This is a genomic window from Leclercia sp. LSNIH1 (assembly GCF_002902985.1).
Taxonomy (GTDB): domain Bacteria; phylum Pseudomonadota; class Gammaproteobacteria; order Enterobacterales; family Enterobacteriaceae; genus Enterobacter.
Genome location: NZ_CP026167.1, coordinates 2,839,435 through 2,859,718 on the forward strand (window position 1 = coordinate 2,839,435; position 20,284 = coordinate 2,859,718).

Below are 20,284 nucleotides of genomic sequence, written 5' to 3' on the forward strand. Positions count from 1 at the left end.
AGCGCTCGAAGGAGAGGTTAATGGAAAGCAAAGTAGTTGTTCCGGCGGAAGGTAAAAAGATCACCCTGCAAGACGGTAAGCTGAACGTTCCAAACAATCCGATTATCCCGTTCATCGAAGGTGACGGTATCGGTGTTGATGTAACCCCAGCGATGCTGAAAGTGGTGGATGCCGCTGTTGAGAAAGCCTATAAAGGCGAGCGTAAAATTTCCTGGATGGAAATTTACACCGGTGAAAAATCTACCCATGTTTACGGCCAGGACGTCTGGCTGCCAGCTGAAACGCTGGACCTGATTCGTGACTACCGCGTTGCCATCAAAGGCCCGCTGACTACCCCAGTTGGTGGCGGTATTCGCTCCCTGAACGTTGCTCTGCGTCAGGAACTCGACCTGTACGTCTGCCTGCGCCCGGTACGTTACTACCAGGGTACCCCAAGCCCGGTTAAACACCCAGAACTGACCGACATGGTTATCTTCCGTGAGAACTCCGAAGATATCTATGCGGGCATCGAGTGGAAAGCGGACTCCGCAGAAGCCGAAAAAGTAATCAAGTTCCTGCGCGAAGAGATGGGCGTGAAGAAAATTCGCTTCCCTGAACATTGCGGTATCGGCATCAAGCCGTGTTCCGAAGAAGGCACCAAGCGCCTGGTTCGTGCAGCGATTGAGTATGCAATCACCAACGACCGTGACTCTGTGACCATCGTTCACAAAGGCAACATCATGAAGTTCACAGAAGGTTCGTTCAAAGACTGGGGTTACCAGCTGGCGGCGGAAGAGTTCGGTGGCGAGCTGATCGACGGCGGCCCATGGCAGAAGATCAAGAACCCGAACACCGGCAAAGAGATCATCATTAAAGATGTCATCGCCGATGCGTTCCTGCAGCAGATCCTGCTGCGTCCGGCTGAATATGACGTTATCGCCTGTATGAACCTGAACGGTGACTACATCTCCGACGCCCTGGCGGCGCAGGTTGGCGGTATCGGTATCGCACCAGGCGCGAACATCGGTGACGAGTGCGCCCTGTTCGAAGCGACCCACGGTACCGCACCGAAGTATGCTGGCCAGGATAAAGTGAACCCAGGTTCTATCATCCTCTCCGCAGAAATGATGCTGCGTCACATGGAGTGGTTCGAAGCCGCAGACCTGATCGTTAAAGGTATGGAAGGCGCGATTAACGCCAAAACCGTAACGTATGACTTTGAACGTTTGATGGAAGGCGCTAAACTGCTGAAATGTTCGGAGTTTGGTGACGCGATCATCGAAAACATGTAATCCATATTCTGGGTTGTATGCGAACGGGAGCCTGAGGGTTCCCGTTTTTTATTATTAGCTTTCGAACGGTTATCAAAAATTTATCAAAACAAGTTATCAAAACCACAACGGATATGTCTTTTATGATGTTCTTTTTTTTGATGTTAGCAACAGTGGTAATGGCTACGGTGTACGGAAGTGCCATCCTAAATGGGACCTGGCCGTTCGAAGGAATGCAGTTAGCTGATACAGGGATTTTCGGTGATTCTTGGGGGGCATTTACTTCTATTTTTTCTGCTCTCGGCTTTTGCGGTGTTTTATGGACGATTAAATTACAAAGAGATGCTACTAAGCAGATTGAATTGGACTCAAGAAAGCGTGATAAGTCGGAACAGATTAGGGATTTCGAAAACTCTTTTTTTAATATGTTGAATATATTGCAAACAATCATCAAAGACATGCGCGTTGGTGATGATGGCAAAAAAATAAATAAAGAAGGGCGCTCAGTTTTTACTTACTATTACTCAAGATTTAAGAATGAATGTATCAAAAAAGAACCAATTGAGATAATTGCTTTTTTGGATAAAGCTGATTTTTCCTTAAAGAAAGAGATGGAAATGTTATCCAGATTTTATGGATATTATTTCAGAGGGCGCTCAGGTAATCTTTCTCATTATTATAGATTTATATATAACATGTTCAAGTTTATACATGAGTCAACTCTTAATAACTCAGAAAAGAAAAAATATGCTAACATCCTCAGAGCTCAAATTTCAAACTATGAGCTTTTGATGTTATGCTATAATGGTAACACTCGGCACGGCCTGAAGTTCAAAGAATATTTTAATGAGTATGCTGTTTTTGATAATTTACCTGTCGATAAGCTTGTAAGCGATGTACATGTTTTGTTTTATGATAAAAAAGCTTGGGGAGAAAACGAAGACGCATTATCAATATTTCGACAGGCTTTAAATAAAGGTTTAGAGTGAAATGTAGAGGGCATACTATATGTATGCCTTAGGTTTATACTGTTACTGCAATCCAATCTTTTCCACGGTCGTCATTGTATCTATCTGTCTGCTGCTGTGACTTGTGGCCGAGCAACTTTTTAGTGTCAATTCCCTGTTCCTTATAAAGACGTTCCGATAGCGATCGCTGCTCATGGAATGTCGCCGGCGTTCCTTCCCTCCAGTCGATCCCTGCCTTATCCCGGGCCTTACTAAAATTCATTGTGAGCGTGTTCGATTTAACTTGGGCACCACGCTCTGCTTGCGACGTTGCCCTGAAAAAATGGACTAGGTAAGGGCTAACCGCATAATCACGACAGCGGGATATAACATCCCGCAAACTCCAGTTGATGGCGTTCAGGCGGAGCGATAACGGGATCGCGATTTTGCTTCCTGTTTTCTCCTGAATAATGTGCAGCTGGTCATCCCAGACATCGCTAAATTTCATCCTCGAAATATCACCCAGGCGCTGACCGGTTACCAAAGCCAGCAACATAGCGTTACCCATATATTGGTGGTTGGCGTCTGCAATCTCGAATATCTGCTGCCATTCCTCAAGGCTAAGTCGTTGCCGGGTAATTCTGCGTCTGGGCTTTTTCGTCGCAGACGCAGGATCATACCCAGGGGGAACTTCCCCTGCGTGCTGAGCCTCTTTAAAAATATCAACCAGGACTGTTCGAACTACCTGGGCCATTCGCGGTTGGCCAGCTGTGACGTACACGTCAAGCAACTGGGCAATATCACGAACATCCACTGAAGGTAGCAGCTTCATTCCGACTCGCTCTCGCAGCAACGAAACAGGCTTATTTTTCTGTTTGAAAGTGTTCAGCTTGATATCGCCCGATGCCAGACGCTCTTCCTGAATTTTCCAGTATCGGTCGAGCCATGTTGAAACCGTGATTGCTTTGCCTTTGCTTGTGGCGATCCTGTCACTGATCGCCAAAATCTGCCGGGTTCTCTGTTCCGCTAGGCGCGCGTTAGCTTCAGTAGCGATCGCGATAGCTTCTGCCTCGTCGGTGCCGAGCGCATGGAACTTACCGGTGACGGGATGTTTATAGCGCCAGTAAACCTTATTCACCTTCCTGCTGTAGAGAGGGTAAAGGTTCGGTACAGAAACATTGTTTTTACGTGGTCGGGCTGCCATCAGCAAGAATCCTCTGAAGTATTGGCGAGTCAGTCTTTAGGATATTCGGCTTAGCCAGTTCGCCTACAAGTTCTGCATCTTCCCTTACCCGCCACTTGCGACCCTGTTTCATTGCTGGTGGGGAAAACAGATTTTGCTTAGCGTATCGGCGCAGAGTATTCAAAGCTGGTGGACTACTCCGGTATTTCTCTGCTGCCCATTCCTCAAGCGTGAGCATTTGCTTCATGGCTTATTCTCCACTTTACCGGCTGCACCCGGTCACTCTTTAAAAATACAGGTCCCGCAACCATTGCGGGCCCAGTCACAACAGTTACCACACATGTTTACTTTTTTGGTTGAGAACCCTCAATCAGAGAGGATGGTGTGCCGTGAACAGAGCAGGCATTAAGTACATTCGAGCATGCTCCACATCACTATCACCATATACGTTGTTTTTCAGCACCGTATTCTCTGCAACCAACGCTTCGACAATGTCACGAGTACGACAAAGTTCCATAACAGCAACCTGAACTGCATAGGCGAAGTTTGCAGAAGGGAAGTTACGATCAGCTTCAGCGTCGCGCTGCATAAGAACCGCAACGGCCATCAATTCATCCAGCTGTTCGCCGGTCATGGGTTTACTGGTTGTCATGATTCGCTTCTTGCTGAAGTTTATGCTGCTTAACAAAGTGGGCTACGGCTTTGGACTGGCTGGTAACGACACCGTTGAGGTTCACGTTCTTGCCGCGATAGATAGGTGCCGACCCGATCTCTTCGCCATCGAGTGAAACGTAAAGGATTTTCCCGCGTACCTCAGCGGAAGGGATTGGCTGAGACAGACGATATGTTTCACGGGCTTCAGCAATCGCTTTGTGTTCGTCGATAATGGACAGAGCTTCAGCCAGCGCTGCACCCTGGATGGTGAACACACCTTCTTCACTGATTTCAGCCTGGGCCATCAGCTCTACGAAACGACGTGCATTCTTAATGCTAATTTCTGGGGCTATAGCGCTGCGGGTAACTTTCTTTTTACCCTGAGCGGCCGCAACAGCTTTATCGTGCTGCAGCACCTTTCCAGCTTTTTCGCCGTACTCTTTTACGCGATCAACAGCAACATCAACTGAGACGGCCCCGGATTTAACTTCTTGCTGAACGTCATAATTCGCAGTGCTGAGAGTCAGTAACTTTTCAACGGTACCGACTGACTTATTGACCAGCTTCGCAATCTCGCTGGTGGTTTGGTTAAACGCGTTGTGCAGTTCCTGAATAACTGCAGCCTGCTCAATATCGGAAAGCGGAAGCTGATTATTGCTGGTCATGATCCGCGCCAGGCGCTGCACATCGTTACCGTTAAACGGCATGATGTGAATTCTGCCTACTGGCTTACCGGCTGCACGGCAACGATCATAGCAGCGGCGACGGCGGTGGCCTTCAACGACCCAAACACCACCTTCATCACGTGCGATAACTTCCAGCGGAGGAACAGAACCACCGTTCATCAGGTAGGTGAACAGTTCGTCGTCAGCCAGGATGGTGCGCTCATCGTCGTCGTAACGCTTGTTGAAACCCTCACGAACGTGGATATCGTCGAGGCTGATGAACATGCCAGTGTCGGTACGCTTGATAGTCCCGTCGCGGGACATCTGCTTGAATGAGTTAGCCATCAGAGCGCTACCTCGTTATTGAGGAAAATGACCACAGCAGGCAGTTCACGTAATTCTCGCTGCGCTTCCAGTAAATGCATATTGGTTGGTGTTTTGGTGTGACGTTCTTCGATACGGTCACACTCTTTGGCCCAGCTCGTTACGTCTTCACGGAGAGTGGAATTCTGTGTGGCCAGCTCTTTACGCTGTGCCATCGCTTCACAAAGAGCGATGCTGGTATAGTCCAGACGGTTAGCCAGTTCGGTCATGATCCCGCGATAAGCCGGGGGAAGGAGAGGGGTCGCTTTACGGGCAGCGTCGATCAACTGCTCTCTGGTCATGCGTGGTTGTAACTCGGTAACGGTATGTGCGTTCGTCATGGTTAGTTTCTCCGTTATATAAGCGTCCTGCACGACGCTGAATTTTGGTTGCATGAATCCCGCGCCTTACGGCGAGAGAAAATGATTTTGGTTCGCTTTAATAAGCACCCAAGGTAGGGCGCTTAATGAAGCGGACGACTGCCATCGCCGGTTAGTTCTCCACACAGCTGGAAGCGCACTCCAACGTTTCGCACCTGTCACCCATAACTGATGGATTAAGGAATGCGCTTTCATGTTGTATGCCTTTCTAATGAGTACATCAGGCTATGTGGATCCTGCTATTCCCCAACAATAAGGATTCGGTTAATCTGGTTATCCCCAACAATACTAAGAGTATCTACGATGATCGCTGAATTATCTGCGGCTATGGCCGCCCTAAAAGAAACTGCAGGACTTGCGAAATTGATTGGTGAGGCAAAAACTGATTCTGAAGTTAAGGCGGCCACGTTTGAACTTCAAAACAAACTACTGTCACTCCAGGCGGACTGCTTCACTCTGGGAGATGCAATACGTTCAAGAGATGATGAAGTCGCAAAACTCCAACAAAAACTTGCGAAATATGAGGATTTCAAAGCTCAGGTTGAAGGCTATGAACTCGAAAAGCTCGACACTGGTGCTTATGTATACTGTAAAAAAGTAAAATTTGGCTCAGAAGAAAACAAAATCTATTTATGCTCTCAGTGTTATAACAATCGTGTTTTTTCAATTTTACAGCCAAGTTCGCATACCTTTTACCATGGCGCTACTGAGCAGCATTTCTCACAGATTGAATGTCATGTTTGCAACTCTGTTTATGGACAAAGTCGAATTCATTTCTCAAATATAAATTACTCATCCAGTAATGGTTGGGACTAACCTGATTATTAAAGAGCAAGCGTCCAACTGGGTACTTTTTTATTGCCAGTGAATCATCCCCTTATTCATACGCATGGTGCGCCTACATCATGGGCATCCATCCTGCCCGTTCGCTTCCTTCACTCAAATCTAAAATAACTTAGATTAAAGGTCAAGCAGAAAACCTAAATTAGTTTAGATTTTCTGTTGGGATAATTACTTGCGGCGCATCATGCGGCGGTGTTCAACAACCACCCCAACGACATGAATCTTTTCTTTTGCAGAGTTGCGAATAGCGTAGTCTTCGTTTAATGGCACGAGTTCAAATATTTCTTCGCCAGTCTCACTGATACCGCGTGCCCGGTATTTCTTAAATGTAGCTTCATCACCGCCGTTCTTTGCGACCACGAAATCGCCGGGGCCGGGACGCAGCTCAGGATCTATGATGATTACATCGCCTTCGACAAAATCGGGTTCCATTGATTTTCCTTTAACCTTGAGGGCAAAGGTAGAATAAGAGTGAAACTCTGACGTCAAAATATACTCCACCGTTCCATCGAGATTTCTTGCGTCGCACTCAGGTGACCAGGCACCAGCCTGCACATAACTGATGATTGGGATTTGCTGAGCTGCTACTGGTGCTGGTCCTACGTTTGCTTCATCCTCTCGACCATATAAAAGAAACCCTTCAGTAACGCCGAGGTATTGTGCGAGTTTTGTAAGCGATTTACCGCCTGGAACATTCAAATCCCTTTCCCAGTATCCAATTGTTACATCAGAAACCCCAAGCGCTTTACCAAGTTGGCCCTGTGTTAGCTTTCGTTGTTTCCTTAATTCCTTTAACCGAGTACCAAGTGTTCCCACGATTCAAACCCTTAGAAATGAAAACCTAAGTAATCTTAGTTTTTATTGACCTAAAAAAGATTAGATAATAATATCTAAATATTCTTAGGAGGACATCATGACTACGACTGAACTTGAACAGCACTTCGGTTCGCCAAACAAGGCGGCTGAATTTTTTGGTGTATCGCCAGAAGCCTTTTATCAATGGCGTACTCGCCCTGGCCAACTGATCCCTAAAGGTCGCGCAGCAGAGGCTGCTGCACGCACTAAAGGGAAACTCAAATTCGACGCTTCGCTTTACCAAAAGCGTAATGAGAAAGCGGCATAGCAGAAACCACAGATTCGAGGAATTAACCGTGGGTAATCAACACTGGCAAGTAGAGAAACAACCTGCCTGGCTGGTGGCAGCCATTAAGCGAACTATTTCCAGTCTTCCTGGTGGTTATTCAGAAGCAGCTGAATGGCTGGGAGTTACTGAAGATGCGCTGTTTAACCGCCTGCGAAGTGGCGGTGATCAGATCTTCCCGATGGGGTGGGCAATGGTGTTACAGCAAGCCAGCAGTACAAAGTACATCGCTGAAGCAGTGTCCCGACAGTCGAACAGCGTGAACGTCCCGCTGGTGGATGTCGATGACGTGGAGAACGCAGACATCAACCAACGCCTAATGGAGTCCATTGAATGGATTGGTAAACATTCAACCTACATCCGTAAAGCAACAGCTGATGGTGTGATCGACGATGCTGAACGGGCGCAAATCGAAGAGAACAGTTATCAGGTCATGCAGAAATGGCAGGAACATTTAACGCTGCTGTATCGCGTTTTCTGTGCGCCAGAAAAGAATGACGCCCGCGAGTGTGCAGCTCCGGGCGCCTTGGCGTGTCGTATCAGTGGAGAAACTAACGCATGAACAGTTTAACGGTAAATCACCGCCTGCCGCAACTACGTGGCGTTCCAGTGCATGGGGCCTCGTCGTTTCGGTATGAGCGCATGGTATCAGGCCGCTGGGTTCCGTGTAACCACAGTCGGGCGATGGCAATCGTGGGGGTATGGCGTCGTAAAGCGGAGGTCTTATGCCAGAAGTTGACCACAAGTTCAGAGACCACTACGGCGTCCCGGTGCGGGTTATCCGGTGGGAGCCAGAGAGTCAACGCGTTATATACCTGCGCGAAGGCTACGACCATGAGTGCTTCAGCCCAATTGAGCAATTCCAGCGCAAATTTACAGAGTTAAAGGACTGCCATGAGCCTGTTAATGCCATCCCGGCCAATAGTGATAAACCCTGACCTTGCGTACAGCATTGGCCTCAATGAGGCGATTGCGTTGCAGCAGGTGAACTACTGGCTGAAAGAGACAAATTCCGGCCTGGAGCGCGACGGCGTGCGCTGGATCTACAACACCAATGAGCAGTGGCTGGAGCAGTTCCCGTTCTGGTCAGAGTCCACCCTGAAGCGCACTTTCACCCGCCTGAAGACTCTCGGCGTGCTCAAAATTGAGCAACTGAACAAGTTCCAGCGTGACATGACGAACTACTACACGATCAACTACGAAAGCGAGCTTTTAGACGAGGTCAAAGTGACTAAATCCATGAGTTCAAAATGCGCTCATCCATCAGGTCAAAATGAACCGATGGAACAGGTCAGTGTGAAACGCTCCATCGGGTCAAAACGAACCGCTGTCATCAGGTCAAAATGCACTGATGTTCTTACAGAGAATACAACAGAGAGTACTACAGAGAATAAAACCCTTTCTTGTCCGGTTGCGTCGCAACCCGACCGTGATGTGTTGATCACCGATCAGGCGAAACAGGTTTTGGTTCACCTGAACCAGGTCACCAACTCACGTTATCAGGTTTCAACCACCTCGCTGCAGAACATCCGTGCCCGTATTAGCGAAGGGTTCACCGTGGAAGAACTATCGCTGGTGGTGGATTACAGCAACGCCAAGTGGGGTGACGATCTGAAAATGTCCGACTATCTCCGGCCACAGACACTTTTCCAGCCTTCAAAGTTTCCTGGCTACCTGAAATCAGCGAACAGCTGGGATAAGGCTGGCCGACCGAAGCGCGTTAACGGCGAATGGGCTCGTGAAGATCCATTGTTCAAGTCAAGTTACAAAAACACTGACTACGGCCAAATTCCTGCAGGTTTCAGAGGGGCAAATTCATGAGCCTGATGAAAACACTCGAAATGTTCATCGCTGATAACCCTGGCTTAACCAGCCGTGAGATTGCTGATGCTTTCTCCAATTTCAGCATCGACTCTGTTCAGCGCACCGTTTGCCGGCTGCATGATTTCAACTTCACCACCCGCGAACTGGTTGGCTCTCACTACCGCTACTTCGCAGTGAATGCTTCAGCTGGATGTGGTCAGCCGACTCAGCGTATAGACACCGGAGCCTCCGATTTGATTAAGAACGCCAAAGCTCTGCAGGAAAAGGGTCTGTACCGCCGGGCAGCATCACTCTGGTTTGAGGCATTCCAGTGTTCAGACCTCCTCACCGAGCGCGAGCGTTGCCTGAAAGAACGCCAGCGTTGTCTGCGTCAGGCCAAGTCAACGGCAAAGCCAGAGGGTCAGTGGTTCCTGGCTGGTCAGTTCAATGGTGGCCACTGATGAAATACTCACTGATTTATGCCGATCCAGCCTGGGAGTACGGGAATACCATCAGCAACGGCGCTGCCACTAACCACTACGGGACCATGAAGCTTATCGACATGAAGCGCCTGCCTGTCTGGGATCTGGCTGCTGAGGATGCTGTTCTGGCTATGTGGTTCACCGGCACCCATACCCGCGAGGCCATCGAACTGGCTGAGGCGTGGGGATTTAAGGTCCGAACCATGAAGGGATTCACTTGGGTGAAGTTCAACCCTCTTGCAGAACAGCACATCAATAAAGCGCTGGCATCCGGCAATGTTGAGGACTTTTACGACTTCCTCGATTTGCTGAACGGTCAGACGAAGATGAACGGCGGCAACTACACCCGAGCCAACACCGAAGATCTTCTCATCGCCACCCGTGGTAAGGGGCTGGAAAGGCTGAGCGCCAGCGTGAAGCAGGTTATCTACAGCCCACTGGGTGAGCATAGCGCGAAACCGGAGGAGGCCCGCCTGCGTCTGGAGAGGCTTTACGGTGACGTTCCACGCATTGAACTGTTCAGTCGTTGCGGCGCACCTGGCTGGCATCACTGGGGTAATCAGGCCGAACGATCAGCGGTTCAGCTGGTTCCAGGAGTTGTGATGAATAGCGGCTATGCCAAAGGGGATGTTGTATGAATCAGTTAACAACACGACAGAGCGAGGTGCTCGATGCTATCAACCTCTACAAGGAGCGTACTGGGTTTCCCCCTACGTTATCAGAGCTTGCGGAGCTGATTGGATGCTCATCCGGTAACACAGCTGCAGGTCATGTGAAGTCACTACAGAAGAAGGGCTATATCTCCGTTGCGCCAGGCGCAGCTCGTGGAATAACAGTCTTAAAGAGCGAGTGGGATATGGATGCTGTATCGATCATCAAGTCGCTTGTGACGGGGGAGGAGGGCGCCAGAGAGTATGCAATCACCTGGCTTGAAGAACGTGGAGTGAAACCATGAAATTAACCCTGCCTTTCCCGCCGAGCGTAAATACTTACTGGCGCGCGCCAAACAGCGGCCCGCTTAAAGGTCGCCATCTTATCAGTGCACAGGGCAGGGCGTATCAGAGCGCAGCGTGTGTGGCTATTGTTGAGCAGCTTCGACGACTGCCAAAGCCCTCATCCGCCCCGGCCGCAGTTGAGATCCTTCTTTTCCCACCAGATGCGCGCCGCCGTGACATCGACAATTACAACAAAGCGTTGTTCGATGCGCTAATTCATGCCGGTGTTTGGGAAGACGATAGCCAGGTTAAACGCATGCTGGTGGAGTGGGGACCGCAGGTGCCGGGTGGAAAGGTTGAGATATCTATCTCCAGTCATGAGCTTAAGACGGAGTTGAGACCGTGAGGGCATTACTGACACCTGAGATTGCCCCCATTGCCGGGGTCGTGCTCTTTCGCCCCGGTAGCGAACTGATGTGGCTGTTCCGTCAGGGACGCGTTGTGATAGAAACTCCCGGCGAGCAGCTGGCAAACATGCCATCAGGAGCATTACCGCAATCCCATCAGCCGCTGGCCGAGGATGCCAGTTTGATGACTGTTTTCGAAAACCCCAGGGTGATTCAGCGCGCTGGTGGCCTGTCTGTTCTTGATGCCTGGCTGATGAAAAGACGCGAATGTCAGTGGCCTCATAACGACTGGCACGCGGACGACTTCACCATCATGCGGCACAAACCCGGCAGCATTCTCCTCTGCTGGGGATGTGATAACCAGCTGCGTGATCAATCCACTGAAAGGCTGGCAGGCATTGCCCATAAAAACCTGGTATCCTGGCTGTTGAAGGCCGTAAGCGGTCAACTTGGCTTCAGTGAGGACCACGTGCTTACGCTGCCGGAGTTCTGCTGGTGGCTAGTGAAGAACGGTCTGGCAGATGTTATCCCGGAAAGCATGGCCATTAAGGCCCTGAGGCTACAGCCAGAACTTATGCAATCGGTAATGCGCGAAAGTGACATTACTCCATCGTTACCAGCGACAGAACTGCTGCTGGAGAAAGCAAAAAAGATAGTGGCGGTGAAGGTTGATCCAGATACCCCTGAATCCTTCATGCTGAAACCCAAGCGCCGCCGCTGGGAAAATGAGAAGTATACCCGTTGGGTGAAGTCGCAGCAGTGCATGTGCTGTAACAACCCGGCAGACGATCCCCACCATCTGATAGGCCACGGGCAGGGTGGAATGGGTACAAAGGCGCATGACCTGTTTGTGATACCTCTGTGCAGAGAGCATCACGACGAGTTGCACGCTGGCCCTGTGGCATTTGAAGCGAAATACGGCGACCAGTTAACGCTGCTGTTTCGGTTTTTAGATCGTGCGCTGGCAATCGGCGTATTAGCATGAACAGTGGAGATAACATGCGCGATATGTATGAAGTTATGGATCTCTGGGGAGCTTGGGCATCTTCAGACAATAGCGGCGTTGACTGGCAACCCATTGCGGCAGGCTTCAAAGGTCTATTGCCTCATGGTAAGAAATCACGTCTTCAATGTGATGACGATGAGGGAATCATGATTGACGGTTGCGTGGCACGTTTGCGCAAATATAAGCCTGATGAGTATGAACTGATTATTGCTCATTTTGTAATCGGGATTTCTCTTCGAGCAATTGCAAGAAAACGTAAGTGTTCAGATGGAACTATAAGGAAGGAAATGCAAACCGCGTTAGGTTTTATAGAAGGAGTGCGTTCACTCATTCCGTAGGTTTATATTTTAAGAAAATTATTATTATACCGACTACGGTCGGTATCCAGCACAAGAAATAAAATAGGCATAATACTTTTTTTGAAAATCTCTCATTTTTATTGAGCTCTTCAGTTGCACGTGAGATGTCATTTTGAAGCTCTTTAGGATAATTTTTCAACTTCAAGAGAAATGGAGAAAAAACCATATCTCTGGAATGAATGATGCGTCTTAACTGTTTGCTTTGACTTAAAATAATCAAGTTTATTATAACAGAGGTAAAGATTACGCCAGAAAGTGCGACTAATTGCTCTGTTAAATTGTCAAGTTTCCATAATCCTACTGCGGCCAATAAGGAAATAGGTACCGCAAAAATTTTTGTTGTTAATTCATTAATGGTTTTAGCGGTTTTTTCTGCAAACTCAAGCTCAGCAGCAGCGACTTCTTTTCTCGATTTATGAAAGCTAAAACCACTTAGATAAACAGATAAATTGTTATCATAAGCGAGTCTTAATTCGGTCCAGTGCTTTATTAGTTGTTCAAAATCATATCCATTATCATTAACAAATTCCACCAGTGTGTTACGGAATATGCCACGTTTTTCAACATGATGATTTACATCATCTGCAGAAAAATCATCTTGAAGCTGTTCAACAATCGAACAGTCAACATCAGTGTAAGATAGCATTTCCTTTGTAATGACAGGTTGTAGGAGAGCAGATTTTGACCTTCCCTCAGACCCTTGAATGAAAACCAGGCGTGGCTCTCCATCAGTGGCTTTTTTATCATGGTAATGTGCTAATTTTGAAAGGGATTTTATCAGCTTACATATGTTTTCTACCTTTCGAATAGATGCAGGGACATTCGTATCTGCGGAGTGGTAGTCCTCATCGCATATATAGAAATCATCGGGGAAGTCACCATTTCGTACTGATGAAAATTTTATAAGCTCAGTCACAGATTGATGGAATCGATGAACACTATCTCTGGGTAATTTTACAGTTAATTCGATTTCTACCCAAGTGTCTGGCAGTTTTGTGTCCTGTATTTCGATGCCATCAATAAAGAATTCACCCTCAGCTATACATTGTTGAAAGTAATTGGCAGACATGAAATGAGTAAGAATAGTCTTGGCTTCTAAAGAATAAGACAGGGATAACGTCAAATGAAGACCATCAATAGCTGGTTTTCCAGCTAATCGATATAAATCAACAAGAGTTTTTAATGACGTATTATCCTTCATCCACATCACCTGTTGTTTGCTTTTCCTTTAATGCTAACTCTATAGCTTCTATGGCATTAATCGGAAGATTTGTAAATGTTAGTGATTTATTTGAAATATTATAGCAGATATCAGCATCAGCAGTCGTGCCAAGAAGTGCTTTTTCGAAATTGAAACTATAACCATCTCCCTTATATTTGACGTTAAGTATTTTGTTAAGCTCTGCACGACTTACATTGAACTCAACAGGGATGCGAAGCTCTTCACTATTAAGGTGACTAATTAAGTCGGAGGATAATTTTTCTCTAACTTCGTCGTCTACATAGGTCATGTGCTTAAATGCCATAGCAGAAATATCAGATAACTTAGCTGGTTGGATGTTTTTTGCTTGAGTTTCCAGATAATTTAGCACTTCATTTTTGAAGTCACGAGCATGCTTTTTTAGTTGGTCATGTTTCTTAAAGAACAGCATAACTTCATTTGGAAGGCTTTTTGTGGCTTTATTGGATGTAATGCCTTTATCACAGCCAAGCGATAAGATGAAATAACCCGAAGCTGCCTGCTGTCCGGTTGTACTGATAAAGCTTAAATAGCTTAGATCTTGTTTATCAATATCACTGGAATTCTGATAGTAATGGAATTTATCAAAATTAACTCTGGCTGCTTGGTTAATCTTTGTCAGATCCAGTTGTTCGAGAAGTTCTGGTTCCAGTTTCGCGCTTAGTTTTATCCCGTCTTTTTGCTTAATCATTGTTACTAAGAAGAAGTGAGTTCCATCCCGATGATAATCAGCAAAAACGATTACGCCACCTGAAGCCCATAGTTGTTTTTCTGCCTCGTCAGCTAATTTATTCATAACTTCAACAGTTAGATCTATGAACTGCTGAGGTGTGGGTTTTAAAGTACTAGTGTAACTTTCTATTGCATCTGGAACGGGACCGCGTTCAGTCAGTTCCTCTTTGAACACCCCATAATAAGCTGAATTACCTTTCTTACCATACAGTCCATTAATTTCATTAATCAATTTCAATACGATATGATTAGCGGGATCAAGAATCGTATCTCTAAATTTGATTTTATTTGCCGGATTGATGGGCTTCTTAGCTTCTTTTAAAAGTTCATGGACAATTACATAATTTAATGTGATATCTGTCACGTTAAAATTCCTTAAATGATTGTTTTGTTGTAGCTTACAAAAACGCTAACGCGTACGCAAAAAATATCTTAATCTGTTAAGGGTGGTTTATACGAAATCGACTTAAAACGATACCTAAGCCTCGCTCCGGCGGGGTTTTTTATTATTAATAAATAGTAAATAAAATGTATCTTTTAAGGTGCAAGCCACGTAGAGTGCGCGTGTGGTGAATCCCCCTCAGCGGTGGGGCGGCTAGGCAAAACGAGTCGGGTTTGTAAACGCGATTCTGTGGTCTAGCACAGGGTCACCGGGAGGCACCCGGCACCACAACCTCAGTATCATCTATTTCCAGGGCTGTCGATTGGCGGCCTTTTTGTTTTACATGATTCTGGTCTTCATAGTACCGCCGATCTTTTTCGTTCTTACCGAATAAATAAACAGATAAAGTTAGCTTTATTGCAGGAAAGCGATTAGGCTGCGTCTGTGGTGAATCCCCCTAAGCGGTGGGGCGACTAGACTGGGAGGTGAATGACGCGATTCTGTGGTCTAGCATAGAGTCACCGGGAGGCACCCGGCACTACAGTTCCATTACCACAGTTTTTAAGGCTGCCGATTGGCGGCCTTTTTGTTTTACCTGACCCTAACCTGCACAGCACTGCTGGTCTTTTTGTTCATACTGAATATATAAACAGATAAAAATAGCTTTATGGCAGAAAGAAGACTAGGCTGTGCCTGTGATGAATCCCCCTATGCGGCGGGGCGACTAGACTGGCAGGTGAGTAGAACGCGGTTCTGTGGTCTGGCGCAGGATCACCGGGAGGCACCCGGCATCACAACCAGTTCGCAACTACTTTTCCCTTATTTGAAAAGTCATATAATGCCGCTTTGATAAGTTCTATCAGAGTTTGAAGAGGGCGTTATGTATGAAAGAAGGCTTCTATTGGATACAGCACCAAGGGAAGATCCAAGTTGCTTATTACAGCAACGGCGAAACTGAAGACCTTGAAACGGGCCGAACCATAACAGGTATCTGGCATCTAACCCAAGGCGATGACATTTGCGATAACGGAGAAGCAGAAGTTTTAGAAGGTCCTTTGCCTCACCCGTAATATTGTCGGCCGGCTAGCTAATCGCTAAATCTTGTTATTATTCGAATTCGTTACCTGTATATGCCAGTTAGGCAAATTTGGAATAACGATATCTTCTATTGGCATAATCGCATTCAGGTAACCAGGCTTAATTTTCTGCTTACGACTGAAAGGAGCGAATTATGCCAATTAACCATGCTGAATGCATCGAGGCCTGCTACAAATGCGCGGCTGCCTGTGATTATTGTGCTGCTTCATGTCTGAAAGAAGAACAAGTGGATATGATGCGTGAGTGCATAAGACTCGATATGCAGTGCGCGAATATTTGTCGGCTCGCAGCGCAATTTATGACCTTTGATAGTGAATTTGCCAAATCGCTATGCCGGGTCTGCGCAGAAGTCTGTCAGAAATGCGGTGAAGAATGTGGGAAGCACGAAGCAGAACATTGTCAGAAATGCTCTGAAGCTTGCCTTCGTTGCGCAGAAGCGTGCCGCTCGATGGCTTAATGGAACTTGCTTCCAGTTTTCTGTTTGAGCATCGACACTTTAGAATTCTGACAAACTTTTGCTATTGTTAAGAGTCAGGTGAATCCCCCTGTGCGGCGGGGCAATCCAGTTAACTGCTAAGTGCAGATATGCTTGCGGCTCGTATAACTGGTAACGAGTCACCGGGAGGCACCCGGCACCTGTCTTAGTATCAATACCTGGGTTTAGTATTGCCTGCTTGCAAAAGCAGGCTTTTTTTATATGCGCTTCGTTAGTAGTGCTATTATTTAATCGTAACCAAGCCATAACCATTAACCGGAGCTCCTGACCGGTCAGTAATGCTGCTCGACACAGTTGCAATACGGATGGTGGCTGGGGAACATGCCTACCTACTTAGATTTAAACTCAGTTAGGCCCGCTGAAAATGCGGGCCTTTTTTTATCTCAGGCTCCCGGAACCCCCATCACTCGTCTTGTCGTTAATTCATCCGGAAAGCCTGAACCCTACCCAAACAACACCCGCATCCCAGCGAGGTGAGAGAAATGTCCCGTATGAGCAAACTTGTCACCGGAGTCGCCCTCGGCACCTCAGGAGGAACCATCCTGAACGGCGTCCTCACAAAACTGAGCCCTGACGAATGGAGCGCCATCGGCGTACTGGCTGGTATTGCCGGGATCATCGTTACAGGGCTCATTAACTGGTACTTCAAACGTAAAGTCGCCAATGCGCAGGTAAAGGCGCTTGAGAAGTACGGTCCAGCAGTCAAAGTCGGAGATGATTAAATGCCAATGCCCAGTAGCCTGCGTAACAAACTCATCGCCGCTGCTGGTGGCGGTGCAATGCTGATCGCCTCGCTGTTTCTCGGTGGGCAGGATGGTGTCGAAGGGCGGAAGTATGAAGCCTATAAAGACGTCGCCGGGGTGTGGACTGTCTGCGACGGCCATACAGGTCGGGATATCGTGAGAGGCAAGAAGTATACCGATCGCGAATGTGACCAGCTGCTATGGAAAGACCTCCAGCCAGCCAAGAGTACGGTAGACAATCTGGTCAAGGTACAGCTGGGCGAATATCAGCGCGCCGCCCTTTACAGCTTTGTCTTTAACGTTGGTTCTGATGCGTTCTCGAAGTCCACGCTACTGCGCAAGCTGAATAAAGGTGATCATGACGGAGCGTGCGACGAAATGCGGCGTTGGGTTTACGCTGGTGGCATGAAATGGAAAGGCCTTCAGAACCGGCGAGAGATGGAACGATCGATGTGCCTGGCGGAGAGCAGCAATGACTTTTGAATGGAAACCTCTGATTCTGTTTGCCGTGATGACGGTAGCCGGTGCTCTCGCGTTCTGGTTCTATGGCATAGCTCAAGACGAGCGTCAGCGCGCCGACACTGCCGAACACAGCCTGAAGCTTGCGAAAGATGTGATAAGCAATATGCAACAGCGTCAGCGCGACGTTGCAGCTCTGGATGCGAAATACACAAAGGAATTAGCCGATGCAAAAGCTGAAAATGATGCTCTGCAGCGCAAGCTTGATAATGGTGGCCGGGTGCTCGTCAAAGGCAAGTGTCCTGTGTCAGCCTCAACCGAAGCCAGCACCTCCGGCGTGGGCCATGATGCCACCATCGAACTCTCTGACGCTGCTGGACGAAACGTTCTCGGTATCCGAGCCGGGATTAAGCAAGACCAGTCAGCGTTAAGGGTGCTGCAGGAATACATCAATACGCAGTGCCTGAAGTAGCTGCTAGAAACTATACCCCATGTGAAGCTAACAAAAGAAAACCCTTATAAGCAGGAAATCCGGCCTGCTTATAAGGGTATGCAAATGCATATCGTTACCCTATTACCATAGTTGCTTCACTGAAATATCATTATGGGAACAGTCTTAGAAGCGAGGCTGCTTTATTCACTGACAAGTAAGTGGTTGCACTCATCAATTCAATTGGAAATGTTCGTTTAAATGAAGGAAGGATAAAACGTTGACGGGTTGCGATTGTGAGACGAGGTGTGATTCTAAAAACAAAAAAAGCCCCGGTGTGGGGCAACTTTGAGTCAAACTATTTTTCTTCTTATGTGCTTCTAGCTTTCGTAGCGCGGGGACAATAACACTTTCGTTAGAAATTGCAATTATTTTACAACTTTAAGTGATTTTTATCCATTCCTCTGGCTTACGCCTTGCTTTGAAAGTATCCCCCGGCAGTGGATGATAGCATTGATTTATCCACCTGAAGGTAACCGCGTGAAGCACTAACGCGCCAGATCGAAGCAGCTGAATGGCGGCAAATGCAAGCAATGGCCTTCTCCTGAATCTCTGATTACAGAACCGGCTGTATATCTGGTAAGGATTGATGAGATAAAATTATAGAGCGCGCCAATCCCGAACTGGCTATGGGTGACTACAGAACGATGAAATCTCCAGACATGAGCGCGACCAAAGCATGAGTATGGTTGCCATTACAGAGTACAGTTGATGATGAAAACGATAAAGACTTCACCTGATCTTCATGCATGATTCCAGTTTATCATGCTACCTTTCTGGGTTTGTCGCGTTAAATTATGCCAGCAGGCAGCACATCCCAGCACTTTTTCTTTTTAATGGATGCTTAACTTTTTTTTATGTATAGACTCAAATCACCTCTCCTGAGATGGTTATGAGGAAGGTGTATTGCTTGTATATGAAAGACAGTTCGCTTGGTGGCACCAAAGTAATATGGTCTGGAAGATAAGCAGTGCTAATAAAGGTCATGCAGTAACATGGTTTTTTTCTAAGTGTCAGCGTTTTTTTGAAGACAAAGCGAAAATTGCCTTAAAACAGACGCACGGGGATTGAGGCAAATCGATGAAAAAGGTTTTGGTCTTCTTTAACTCCCAACAGGTAGAAGTCGTAAATGTGCTTAAACCTGTAACAGCTATTATACGGAATTACCCAAACGGTGATGAAGTATCGTTAAAAATAATGCTTACCGGAATACATTCATTAACAGGTGATCACGTCGAGATTTGTGTTGCTTCCGATCGGGAGCTGACTAAAGAAGAAGTGATAAATGCAGTGAATAAATACCTTTGACTGTACGTAAGCGGCATCAAAAGTTATTTCAGTCTGTGAATGAGTGAGATGATATCAGAATCAACACTCTAAAAATTATGGTGTATCCCCCTCAGCGGCGGGGCTAAGTAACCTGAACGCTCTTCTTCACGGGCGCTCATCATGAAAGACTGAAGCAGCGAGTCACGGGTGGTTAACCCAGGACTCACCGGGAGGCACCCGGCACCATATGCCCAAAGCCCTTGTACAGTTACAGGGGCTTTTTATCGACTTCAACGTGAGCAGAACTAACATGGCGAAGTCGCTATATAATTGATTATGCAGGAAATTTCCTTGTGCATGCAGCGTCTGCAATATTGATGGTCTATAATTTATATACAGTTATGGTTAAGGACTGTTAATCAAAAACTGTCACCTTGCTGGAGAATGGAAACTGTAAATGAATCAGAAGAGGTTAAAATGAAAATTGAAGCTCTGACGCAAAAGGCTGAGGAAGACATTGCCGCTCTGATAGCCAAAAAAATTTCAGAACTAAGAAAAAAAACCGGAAAAGAAATTTCTGAAATTCAATTTGTTGCTCGCGAAACGATGACAGGCCTTGAAGGTTATGACATAAAAATTAAACTAATTTAATCTCACCTTCCAAACACAAGGTCGCAACAGCGGCCTTTTTTATTGCGCATCGCATGCGCATTAATGCAATTGACATCCATTATCGTTTGCGGGTCCTTTCTGGCATATCGGCTTGGTACGGGGCGGCGTCCGCGCAGATTCTCGCTATTTATGAAAATTTTCAGGTATTTGCCGTTTCCGTTCTTCTTCTGGCTATCTCGCTGTTTTTACTGAAAACACCCCTTCAAAAGAAAGGAAATGGTGAAGCCCAGGAAATGGTGATTTGGCGTCTGTCGTTTCCTTTCTCTGTTTTATGCAAGGAGTGAG

The 20,284-nt window shown here is 47.0% G+C and carries 29 protein-coding genes; 21 read left to right on the forward strand and 8 right to left on the reverse strand.

The annotated features are described in order from the left end of the window. Positions 1–20 precede the first annotated feature (20 nt). Together icd and C2U54_RS14060 are read left to right on the forward strand one after the other, a co-directional pair. The gene (icd, locus tag C2U54_RS14055; protein WP_103179180.1) at positions 21–1,271 is read left to right on the forward strand and encodes an NADP-dependent isocitrate dehydrogenase; all 1,251 of its coding nucleotides are present in this window, start codon (positions 21–23) and stop codon (positions 1,269–1,271) included. Positions 1,272–1,384: 113 nt separating this feature from the next. Further along, positions 1,385–2,239, forward strand: coding sequence for a putative phage abortive infection protein (locus C2U54_RS14060; protein ID WP_103179181.1), 855 nt, complete (start codon positions 1,385–1,387; stop codon positions 2,237–2,239). Positions 2,240–2,273: 34 nt separating this feature from the next. On the opposite strand, the gene C2U54_RS14065 is transcribed toward C2U54_RS14060, so the two are convergent. The 5 genes from C2U54_RS14065 to C2U54_RS14085 form a co-directional block, all read right to left on the reverse strand. Next, positions 2,274–3,401, reverse strand: a complete 1,128-nt coding sequence (locus C2U54_RS14065; RefSeq protein ID WP_103179182.1) for a site-specific integrase — start codon at positions 3,399–3,401, stop codon at positions 2,274–2,276. Then, the gene (locus C2U54_RS14070; RefSeq protein WP_103179183.1) at positions 3,382–3,627 is read right to left on the reverse strand and encodes an excisionase; all 246 of its coding nucleotides are present in this window, start codon (positions 3,625–3,627) and stop codon (positions 3,382–3,384) included. Before C2U54_RS14070 ends, C2U54_RS14065 begins: the two co-directional genes overlap by 20 nt. A 123-nt stretch (positions 3,628–3,750) precedes the next feature. Next, positions 3,751–4,032 carry a hypothetical protein gene (locus C2U54_RS14075; RefSeq protein WP_103179184.1) on the reverse strand — a complete coding sequence of 94 codons (282 nt, stop codon included), beginning with the start codon at positions 4,030–4,032 and terminating at the stop codon, positions 3,751–3,753. Next, positions 4,019–5,044 carry a chromosome partitioning protein ParB gene (locus tag C2U54_RS14080; RefSeq protein WP_168192012.1) on the reverse strand — a complete coding sequence of 342 codons (1,026 nt, stop codon included), beginning with the start codon at positions 5,042–5,044 and terminating at the stop codon, positions 4,019–4,021. Before C2U54_RS14080 ends, C2U54_RS14075 begins: the two co-directional genes overlap by 14 nt. Continuing rightward, a complete protein-coding gene (locus C2U54_RS14085) occupies positions 5,044–5,403 on the reverse strand; it encodes a hypothetical protein (protein ID WP_233210516.1) in 360 nt (119 codons plus the stop codon). Before C2U54_RS14085 ends, C2U54_RS14080 begins: the two co-directional genes overlap by 1 nt. A gap of 342 nt (positions 5,404–5,745) precedes the next feature. Here C2U54_RS14085 and C2U54_RS14090 point away from each other — a divergent pair, with 342 nt between their 5' ends. Further along, positions 5,746–6,258 (forward strand): hypothetical protein, encoded by a 513-nt coding sequence (locus tag C2U54_RS14090; protein WP_103179187.1) that lies wholly within the window; start codon positions 5,746–5,748, stop codon positions 6,256–6,258. Positions 6,259–6,453: 195 nt separating this feature from the next. Here C2U54_RS14090 and C2U54_RS14095 read toward each other — a convergent pair whose 3' ends face one another. Then, positions 6,454–7,101, reverse strand: a complete 648-nt coding sequence (locus C2U54_RS14095) for a LexA family protein (RefSeq protein WP_103179188.1) — start codon at positions 7,099–7,101, stop codon at positions 6,454–6,456. A 97-nt stretch (positions 7,102–7,198) separates the two neighbouring features. On the opposite strand from C2U54_RS14095, the gene C2U54_RS14100 reads away from it, so the two are divergent. The 10 genes from C2U54_RS14100 to C2U54_RS14145 all read left to right on the forward strand — a co-directional run bounded on the left by C2U54_RS14100 (position 7,199) and on the right by C2U54_RS14145 (position 12,397). Further along, entirely contained in the window at positions 7,199–7,408 is a 210-nt protein-coding gene (locus C2U54_RS14100) for a Cro/CI family transcriptional regulator (protein ID WP_103179189.1), read from the forward strand. A gap of 28 nt (positions 7,409–7,436) precedes the next feature. After that, the gene (locus C2U54_RS14105; protein ID WP_103179190.1) at positions 7,437–7,988 is read left to right on the forward strand and encodes a YmfL family putative regulatory protein; all 552 of its coding nucleotides are present in this window, start codon (positions 7,437–7,439) and stop codon (positions 7,986–7,988) included. 163 nt (positions 7,989–8,151) lie between these two features. Beyond that, positions 8,152–8,364 carry a DUF4222 domain-containing protein gene (locus C2U54_RS14110; protein WP_103179191.1) on the forward strand — a complete coding sequence of 71 codons (213 nt, stop codon included), beginning with the start codon at positions 8,152–8,154 and terminating at the stop codon, positions 8,362–8,364. Beyond that, on the forward strand, positions 8,321–9,247 hold the full coding sequence (locus C2U54_RS14115) for a conserved phage C-terminal domain-containing protein (protein WP_103179192.1): 927 nt from the start codon (positions 8,321–8,323) through the stop codon (positions 9,245–9,247). The genes C2U54_RS14110 and C2U54_RS14115 overlap by 44 nt, the downstream gene beginning before the upstream one ends. After that, complete coding sequence (locus tag C2U54_RS14120; RefSeq protein WP_103179193.1) at positions 9,244–9,690, forward strand: PerC family transcriptional regulator; 447 nt, start codon at positions 9,244–9,246, stop codon at positions 9,688–9,690. The genes C2U54_RS14115 and C2U54_RS14120 overlap by 4 nt, the downstream gene beginning before the upstream one ends. Further along, a complete protein-coding gene (locus C2U54_RS14125; protein ID WP_103179194.1) occupies positions 9,690–10,349 on the forward strand; it encodes an MT-A70 family methyltransferase in 660 nt (219 codons plus the stop codon). The genes C2U54_RS14120 and C2U54_RS14125 overlap by 1 nt, the downstream gene beginning before the upstream one ends. Then, positions 10,346–10,666 (forward strand): LexA family transcriptional regulator, encoded by a 321-nt coding sequence (locus C2U54_RS14130; protein ID WP_103179195.1) that lies wholly within the window; start codon positions 10,346–10,348, stop codon positions 10,664–10,666. The genes C2U54_RS14125 and C2U54_RS14130 overlap by 4 nt, the downstream gene beginning before the upstream one ends. Continuing rightward, a complete protein-coding gene (locus C2U54_RS14135; protein WP_103179196.1) occupies positions 10,663–11,052 on the forward strand; it encodes a RusA family crossover junction endodeoxyribonuclease in 390 nt (129 codons plus the stop codon). Before C2U54_RS14130 ends, C2U54_RS14135 begins: the two co-directional genes overlap by 4 nt. Further along, on the forward strand, positions 11,049–12,038 hold the full coding sequence (locus C2U54_RS14140; RefSeq protein WP_103179197.1) for a DUF968 domain-containing protein: 990 nt from the start codon (positions 11,049–11,051) through the stop codon (positions 12,036–12,038). Before C2U54_RS14135 ends, C2U54_RS14140 begins: the two co-directional genes overlap by 4 nt. 14 nt (positions 12,039–12,052) lie before the next feature. Further along, positions 12,053–12,397: an antiterminator Q family protein gene (locus C2U54_RS14145; protein ID WP_103179198.1), complete on the forward strand. Its 345-nt coding sequence runs from the start codon at positions 12,053–12,055 to the stop codon at positions 12,395–12,397. Here the strand turns inward: C2U54_RS14145 and C2U54_RS14150 are convergent. Both C2U54_RS14150 and C2U54_RS14155 read right to left on the reverse strand, forming a co-directional pair. Beyond that, positions 12,387–13,619: a hypothetical protein gene (locus C2U54_RS14150; protein WP_103179199.1), complete on the reverse strand. Its 1,233-nt coding sequence runs from the start codon at positions 13,617–13,619 to the stop codon at positions 12,387–12,389. The two genes, C2U54_RS14145 and C2U54_RS14150, sit on opposite strands and share 11 nt — an antisense overlap. Next, on the reverse strand, positions 13,609–14,754 hold the full coding sequence (locus C2U54_RS14155) for a nucleoid-associated protein (RefSeq protein ID WP_103179200.1): 1,146 nt from the start codon (positions 14,752–14,754) through the stop codon (positions 13,609–13,611). Before C2U54_RS14155 ends, C2U54_RS14150 begins: the two co-directional genes overlap by 11 nt. Positions 14,755–15,656: 902 nt before the next feature. Here C2U54_RS14155 and C2U54_RS14160 point away from each other — a divergent pair. From C2U54_RS14160 to C2U54_RS27470, 8 genes are all read left to right on the forward strand, one after another. After that, on the forward strand, positions 15,657–15,842 hold the full coding sequence (locus C2U54_RS14160) for a hypothetical protein (RefSeq protein ID WP_103179201.1): 186 nt from the start codon (positions 15,657–15,659) through the stop codon (positions 15,840–15,842). Positions 15,843–16,003: 161 nt separating this feature from the next. Beyond that, positions 16,004–16,327 (forward strand): four-helix bundle copper-binding protein, encoded by a 324-nt coding sequence (locus tag C2U54_RS14165; protein WP_103179202.1) that lies wholly within the window; start codon positions 16,004–16,006, stop codon positions 16,325–16,327. A 521-nt stretch (positions 16,328–16,848) separates the two neighbouring features. Next, the gene (locus C2U54_RS14175; RefSeq protein ID WP_103179204.1) at positions 16,849–17,088 is read left to right on the forward strand and encodes a class II holin family protein; all 240 of its coding nucleotides are present in this window, start codon (positions 16,849–16,851) and stop codon (positions 17,086–17,088) included. After that, positions 17,089–17,592 (forward strand): lysozyme, encoded by a 504-nt coding sequence (locus C2U54_RS14180; protein WP_103179205.1) that lies wholly within the window; start codon positions 17,089–17,091, stop codon positions 17,590–17,592. After that, positions 17,582–18,040: a lysis protein gene (locus C2U54_RS14185; protein WP_103179206.1), complete on the forward strand. Its 459-nt coding sequence runs from the start codon at positions 17,582–17,584 to the stop codon at positions 18,038–18,040. Before C2U54_RS14180 ends, C2U54_RS14185 begins: the two co-directional genes overlap by 11 nt. Positions 18,041–19,138: 1,098 nt before the next feature. Beyond that, complete coding sequence (locus C2U54_RS14190) at positions 19,139–19,366, forward strand: hypothetical protein (protein ID WP_103179207.1); 228 nt, start codon at positions 19,139–19,141, stop codon at positions 19,364–19,366. Positions 19,367–19,804: 438 nt separating this feature from the next. Next, on the forward strand, positions 19,805–19,978 hold the full coding sequence (locus C2U54_RS14195) for a GnsA/GnsB family addiction module toxin (protein ID WP_103181072.1): 174 nt from the start codon (positions 19,805–19,807) through the stop codon (positions 19,976–19,978). A 53-nt stretch (positions 19,979–20,031) separates the two neighbouring features. Beyond that, positions 20,032–20,283: a hypothetical protein gene (locus C2U54_RS27470; protein WP_103179208.1), complete on the forward strand. Its 252-nt coding sequence runs from the start codon at positions 20,032–20,034 to the stop codon at positions 20,281–20,283. Position 20,284 lies beyond the last annotated feature (1 nt).

Coding starts and splice junctions, on each gene's coding strand:
- icd (WP_103179180.1), top strand. CDS start 21: ATGGAAAGCAAAGTAGTTGTTCCGGCGGAAGGTAAAAAGATCACCCTG.
- C2U54_RS14060 (WP_103179181.1), top strand. CDS start 1,385: ATGTCTTTTATGATGTTCTTTTTTTTGATGTTAGCAACAGTGGTAATG.
- C2U54_RS14065 (WP_103179182.1), bottom strand. CDS start 3,401: ATGGCAGCCCGACCACGTAAAAACAATGTTTCTGTACCGAACCTTTAC.
- C2U54_RS14070 (WP_103179183.1), bottom strand. CDS start 3,627: ATGAAGCAAATGCTCACGCTTGAGGAATGGGCAGCAGAGAAATACCGG.
- C2U54_RS14075 (WP_103179184.1), bottom strand. CDS start 4,032: ATGACAACCAGTAAACCCATGACCGGCGAACAGCTGGATGAATTGATG.
- C2U54_RS14080 (WP_168192012.1), bottom strand. CDS start 5,044: ATGGCTAACTCATTCAAGCAGATGTCCCGCGACGGGACTATCAAGCGT.
- C2U54_RS14085 (WP_233210516.1), bottom strand. CDS start 5,403: ATGACGAACGCACATACCGTTACCGAGTTACAACCACGCATGACCAGA.
- C2U54_RS14090 (WP_103179187.1), top strand. CDS start 5,746: ATGATCGCTGAATTATCTGCGGCTATGGCCGCCCTAAAAGAAACTGCA.
- C2U54_RS14100 (WP_103179189.1), top strand. CDS start 7,199: ATGACTACGACTGAACTTGAACAGCACTTCGGTTCGCCAAACAAGGCG.
- C2U54_RS14110 (WP_103179191.1), top strand. CDS start 8,152: ATGCCAGAAGTTGACCACAAGTTCAGAGACCACTACGGCGTCCCGGTG.
- C2U54_RS14115 (WP_103179192.1), top strand. CDS start 8,321: ATGAGCCTGTTAATGCCATCCCGGCCAATAGTGATAAACCCTGACCTT.
- C2U54_RS14120 (WP_103179193.1), top strand. CDS start 9,244: ATGAGCCTGATGAAAACACTCGAAATGTTCATCGCTGATAACCCTGGC.
- C2U54_RS14125 (WP_103179194.1), top strand. CDS start 9,690: ATGAAATACTCACTGATTTATGCCGATCCAGCCTGGGAGTACGGGAAT.
- C2U54_RS14130 (WP_103179195.1), top strand. CDS start 10,346: ATGAATCAGTTAACAACACGACAGAGCGAGGTGCTCGATGCTATCAAC.
- C2U54_RS14135 (WP_103179196.1), top strand. CDS start 10,663: ATGAAATTAACCCTGCCTTTCCCGCCGAGCGTAAATACTTACTGGCGC.
- C2U54_RS14145 (WP_103179198.1), top strand. CDS start 12,053: ATGCGCGATATGTATGAAGTTATGGATCTCTGGGGAGCTTGGGCATCT.
- C2U54_RS14150 (WP_103179199.1), bottom strand. CDS start 13,619: ATGAAGGATAATACGTCATTAAAAACTCTTGTTGATTTATATCGATTA.
- C2U54_RS14160 (WP_103179201.1), top strand. CDS start 15,657: ATGAAAGAAGGCTTCTATTGGATACAGCACCAAGGGAAGATCCAAGTT.
- C2U54_RS14165 (WP_103179202.1), top strand. CDS start 16,004: ATGCCAATTAACCATGCTGAATGCATCGAGGCCTGCTACAAATGCGCG.
- C2U54_RS14175 (WP_103179204.1), top strand. CDS start 16,849: ATGTCCCGTATGAGCAAACTTGTCACCGGAGTCGCCCTCGGCACCTCA.
- C2U54_RS14180 (WP_103179205.1), top strand. CDS start 17,089: ATGCCAATGCCCAGTAGCCTGCGTAACAAACTCATCGCCGCTGCTGGT.
- C2U54_RS14185 (WP_103179206.1), top strand. CDS start 17,582: ATGACTTTTGAATGGAAACCTCTGATTCTGTTTGCCGTGATGACGGTA.
- C2U54_RS14190 (WP_103179207.1), top strand. CDS start 19,139: ATGAAAAAGGTTTTGGTCTTCTTTAACTCCCAACAGGTAGAAGTCGTA.
- C2U54_RS14195 (WP_103181072.1), top strand. CDS start 19,805: ATGAAAATTGAAGCTCTGACGCAAAAGGCTGAGGAAGACATTGCCGCT.
- C2U54_RS27470 (WP_103179208.1), top strand. CDS start 20,032: ATGCGCATTAATGCAATTGACATCCATTATCGTTTGCGGGTCCTTTCT.